Below are 581 nucleotides of genomic sequence, written 5' to 3'. Positions count from 1 at the left end.
CTCATGACCCCATCCTGGGCCGTCACGACGTCAACAGCAGTATTCAACGCTTCTCGATCCTGAACTCGCCCTGTCCGGCGGACTTGCTACGAGCCGCTGGCCCCAACTCACCCTGACAGACAGGGGGCTGGCAACGGTACAACGAAGGGCGGGCCAAGACTCCGTGACCCGCCCTCACTAGGTGTGCTGCCCAGTGGTCGTTGATCGAGGGATGCTCCCGAAGCCGACGGGACGCTCGGCCCGGAAGGGAATGGCCGGCGACGTATGATCGCCGCGAGGGCGAAGCGTCAGGCCGAGATTCCGGCACCGGTGTGGGGGAGGGGCCAGGATGTTCGGTAGGAAGAAGAAGATCGACGATCTGATGGCGCAGCTCAGGCCCGACCTGAGTCGGGAATCGCTCGGCGTCGGGCCCGGCTTCCCGGGCGTCGCCCCGAACCCGCTCCTGAGCAGTGAGGCACGGAAGCGCAATGCGGAACTGCGTACGGGGGCGCTTGCGCTCGGTGTTCTCGTCGACTGGCGGGAGGTGAACAGCAACCCTCGCGTGGTCCTGATGTTCGACGTGGAGACCGCCGACGGCATCT

1 protein-coding gene is annotated in these 581 nt (G+C 65.9%); it reads left to right on the top strand.

Going from position 1 to position 581, the window contains the following annotated elements; translation table 11 throughout:
- Nucleotides 1–328 precede the first annotated feature (328 nt).
- Nucleotides 329–581: hypothetical protein (locus AC0AIB_RS31090; RefSeq protein ID WP_465098061.1), on the top strand; the 253-nt coding region annotated here is incomplete at its 3' end.

It is taken from the genome of Micromonospora sp. DSM 43699, assembly GCF_055517075.1.
The sequence above is the reverse complement of the archived record's forward strand: the minus strand, read 5'-3'. Positions and strand labels throughout refer to the sequence as shown.